The sequence below is a fragment of the Variovorax sp. WDL1 genome, from assembly GCF_001541225.1.
Taxonomy (GTDB): Bacteria; Pseudomonadota; Gammaproteobacteria; order Burkholderiales; family Burkholderiaceae_C; genus Variovorax.
The window spans coordinates 1-4,393 of record NZ_LMTS01000258.1; the positions used below are offsets into that span (position 1 = coordinate 1).

A 4,393-nucleotide genomic window follows, 5' to 3' on the forward strand; every position below is an offset into this window, starting at 1 on the left:
TCCTAAGCCGCATTCAAGATGGGATTGCCGGACGCATACCCTGCAACGGCAACGCCTATATCTTCCGGCGGCACGCTGCGCCAGCGGCCCAGTTCGTCATGCACCAATGGGTGATCCAGACCCAGCAACTCCACGTCATCGCGACTGGTAGCGGTCTCACGTTCCAGGGTAAAGCGCGCACGGCGCGCGCCATCGGGACCAAATAGGTCATAGGTCGCATCGTCCACCTTTGTCAGGCGTTGCTGGCGGTCCGCAACCGCCGCCGACAGGAACCGCACCAGGCGGTCCAGGCTAGACGACACATCAGAGAAGGGCTTGTAATCGTCGAGACTGAAGCCGTCGAGGTCCTGGAACAGGTCAAACACCACCTGTCGCGCTTCGCGGGAGTTGGTCAGCGCCGCTTCGAGTTCGACTTGTGTTCGCTTGAGTTCGGGGTCGGACAGCGCCTCTTGATATAGACGGTCGTAGTTCAGCCGTTCGGACAACTGCCCTAGAACTTGCGCGCGCAGGTCTTCGGCAATGTTGCCCTGATCATCGACCTTGCCGACAGCGCGGGCGATCTCCGTCAGCTTTTCATCGAGCAGCAGGAAGATGCGGCCTTCGATAGTGTCCGAGAGCACCAGGTTGTAAACCTGCGCGGTGTGGCTCTGTCCGTAGCGATGAATGCGCCCGATGCGCTGCTCCACGTCCATGGGGTTCCATGGCAGGTCGAAATTGAAGAGGATGCGCGCGAACTGCAGGTTGATGCCTTCGCGGCCCGCCGCCGTGCAGACAAGCACACGCGGGCCATCCTTCAGCCGGAAACGGCGCTCTGCAGCTACCTTCGCCCCGTGGTCACCGCCGCGCAGCACAGCCACGCCCTGGCCGGGGAAGGCCTGTTCAATCTCGCGGGCAATCACATCCACGGTACCAAGGTAGGTCGCGAAGATCACGATCTTCTCGTTCGGGTTCTGCCGCCAGAGGGTTCCCAAACCATCGAGCAGCTTCTGAACCTTGGTCTCACGCTGCGGTGGGAAGACACCGAGCAGATCGCCAATGCGAAGGCGTTCTTCCGGCAAGTGCAGTTCCACGACAGCCGCGGCAGCTTCTTCGGCGTGGGCAGAGGAGTATTCGCTGCCGTAAGGATCGGAGGCCATCTCCAAGGCCTCCTCGTCGAGCCGTTTCACCAGGCGGTGCTTCAATTCAGCCAGTACGCGGTCTGCTTCACTGCGGCCAACGCTGTCGTGCGCCAGGCCGTACTCTTCGTGAATCAGCACCCGCGCCTCGGTCATCAGGCGCTCCCGGGCTTCGATGTCCATTTCCTTGTCGCGCAGCAAGGCTTCATGCAGCGTCAACATCAACAAGCGCCGCTTGAGCGTACGGCGCACGGCTGCAAAGCTCGATGCCGCAATCTTTTGGAAGATCGCCATCAGGAAGCCGAGTGCACGCCCTTGGTTCCCCTGACGGCGCGCAAGATCGAAACCGTCTTCCAGATACTCGCGCAGTTTCTCGTAGAACAGCCGCTCATCCTGATTCATCAAGAAGGATTCGGTGTGAACCCAGCGGCGTGCGAAGAGCGGTGAGCCGTCCGGCTGACAGGCATCGGCCTTGGTGCGGCGGAACATCACTGTGTTGAGCCGGTGCCGGTTCTCCACCATTTCCTCAGGACTGCGGAACAAGGTCGGGTTCAGCAGTTGAACGAGCATCCAGAACTGGAAGTGATTGCCCTGGTGCGGCGTGGCGGACAGCAGCATCAGATCGCGTGCGTGATCTTTCAGTGCCTCCGCCAGCTTGTAGTTCTCCGTCTTCCTCACTTTGCCGCCCGTGCGGTAGGCGGTCAGGTGATGGGCCTCATCGAACACCACCAAATCCCAGCGTGGCGCATCCAGCAGGCGCTTGATACGCGCGGGGCGCTTCAACGTGTCGATGCTGGCAATCAAGCGGTCGTGCTTGGCGAAGGCATTGGTCTTGCGGTCGGTAATGTCGCCTTCTGAGCCGAACACCTCGAAGCCGAGGTTGAAGACCTCGTTCAACTCCCGGTGCCAGTTATTCACCAGTCCTGCGGGGACCACCATCAATGCGCGATTCAGCTCCCCGCGGCTGGCCAGCTCGCGCAGGATCAATGCGGTCTCGATGGTCTTGCCGAGGCCCACTTCGTCGGCAATCAGGTAGCGCCGAGGGGATGCGGTGGCGATGCGATGCGTGAGGACCACCTGGTGAGGCAGCAAATCAATCCTGGCTGATGTGAGCGCCGAGGCGCTTTCCATCACCGGCAAGGCGTGGGCTTCATAGGAAAGCCATGCCCTGCGCGTGCGCTCTGCGCCGCCATCAACGCCGCGCAGAATGCGCTCGGTGCGCGTAACTTCCCGGCGCACGGAAACGGCGGGTACACGGCGCTCCCCTACACCGAAAAACGCGCGCAGATACCCGTCGCTTGCGCCGTCAAGCACAACACCTTGACCGTACTCATGGTGATTGATGCGTTCGCCTGGCTGGAATTGAATCTCTGCTTCCACGTTCTGGCCTCACGTAATCCGAAGATGGAACAAGCCAGCGGGCTTGCTACCGTCACGGAGCAGGATTTCCTGCGGATACTCGTGGGCCTCACCCCAGAGGATACGTCCGAAGTCGATCTGATTCTGTCCATGCGGCGCGGCACATAGCCAACTCACCGCATCAGTGGAAGCCTGCACCTTGAGGCGGCTGTGGCCTGTTGGCAACCAGAAAACCAAAGACGCCTCGCCTTCATACTCATCCTGAAATGAGAGGACGGCAGGCTTGACCACATCACCCAGCCACGCTTCGGCATCACCGGGTGTCAGCAAATCGAGGCTGCCGTCCAATCCGGCGACCACGAGGGTCCTGCCCTCATTACTGGGCAGATCATTCGGCCAATTGCCAACGGGGCGCAGGAATTGGCGCAGGCTCCAGACTTCGGAAGCCGCACAGATTTGATTTCGCGCTTCCTCGTCCCATACCCAACTGGTGCCGCGCCGCTGCCATACCGTGTCGCGCAATTGCCTCATAGCTCGTACTCCTCTTCAAACAAGGAGCCCTGTGTCGGTTTCACCGTTTGGCTCGCAGCCCAGGCGTTGTAGATCGACACCGCGCGCGAGGCCGCATTGCGATTGGCCTGATCCGGACCGTTGCGGTGCAACCATTCCAGCAAGGGTTTCAATGCCACGTGTGGCTTGAAGTTCTCGTTCTTCAACGTGTCGGACGCATTGATGCCGCTGCCGTCGAAGCACGCGCCGATGAGCACCAGCGCTTGATCCAGATCAGACGTGAGCCGCCGCCGGTGCTTACCGGACCAGTCGCGGGCGAAGTCGAGCGGATTGACCCGCGTGAACACCTTGCTCTTCTCCGCACCCCAGCCGCGCTGCTCGAATTCGTCGGGTGTCGTGATCGAACCCTTGAGGAATTTCTGCAATTGGTCGCGCTTCAGCTCATTGGCCGTGCCGAAGGTGCGCAAAAACTGGCGCGTGATCGGTTCGGCATTGACCGGCGGTGGCTCCTTGCCTGTGTCGGCGTCGTCGTCGATGAGCTGGTTGATGCCGACCAACGCCTCCTTGACGGAGATGGTGCGCTCCTCATCGACGTAGACCCTGCCGTAGTGGCGTGAGAAGTACTCCAGCGCCTTGCCGCGTCGGATGACCTGAAGGTCGGCGGCAGGCAGACCTTCCTTGGCATGGTTCTCCAGCATGGCCTGCAACTGCCGCACGTCGGCCATCACCTCACGGCGCATCCGGCCCCAGCTCACAGGTTTGGGTTCCTCTGTGCGCTTACGGCAGACGTGGACGATGTCGTACTCGATCGTCTGCGATCCGAACGTTCCGGGTTTCGAACCCTCACCCTTGGTTTCATCCGACCGAATCGGGTATGTCGCTTCCAGGTAGTAGCCCGCTTCGAATAGCGATTCCAAAACTGCAACCCACGGTTCGTCCTCGCTATGGTGGAACGTGAAGGCAAGGATGCCGCCGGGCTTCAAGACACGATGCGCTTCGCGCCAACACAGCGTCAGTAGACGCTGGTAAAAGGCGTCAGGGTTTTCTGGCTCGCGCGCGCGATTGGCGACAGCTTCCAACGACTTCGGGGTGTATTCCGCATCGAAGTAGGCGGGGTACTTGTCTTTCAGCACGAGACGCAGCCAAACGTAGAAGAAATCTGACAGTTCTGAATAGTGCAGTAGGCCACCGAAAGGCGGATCGGTGATGACCAGATCGAGGCTGCCCGTCTCCACGTTCGTCAGCTCAGTAGATGAGCCGCAAAAGACCTCTGCAGGGCTTACAGGGTCTGCAGGATAGACCTTCTCGCTCTTGCCACTTATCTCGGAGGCGAGTGCGGCATCCTTGCCTATCAACCCCTCTGCGCTAAGGAAACGCTGATCAATAGACCGCGGCGGGCACGGCCCGTG

At 60.6% G+C, this 4,393-nt stretch carries 2 protein-coding genes and 1 pseudogene; all 3 read right to left on the reverse strand.

The features are described 5' to 3' along the window. Positions 1 to 2 precede the first annotated feature (2 nt). On the reverse strand, positions 3 to 2,495 hold the full coding sequence (locus tag APY03_RS32610) for a DEAD/DEAH box helicase (RefSeq protein WP_232081154.1): 2,493 nt from the start codon (positions 2,493 to 2,495) through the stop codon (positions 3 to 5). Between the two features lie 9 nt (positions 2,496 to 2,504). Continuing rightward, a complete protein-coding gene (locus tag APY03_RS32615) occupies positions 2,505 to 3,005 on the reverse strand; it encodes a hypothetical protein (protein ID WP_068683777.1) in 501 nt (166 codons plus the stop codon). Beyond that, positions 3,002 to 4,393 (reverse strand): annotated as a pseudogene (locus tag APY03_RS32620) (DUF1156 domain-containing protein); the annotation flags it as partial. The pseudogene APY03_RS32620 and the gene APY03_RS32615, both read right to left, overlap by 4 nt.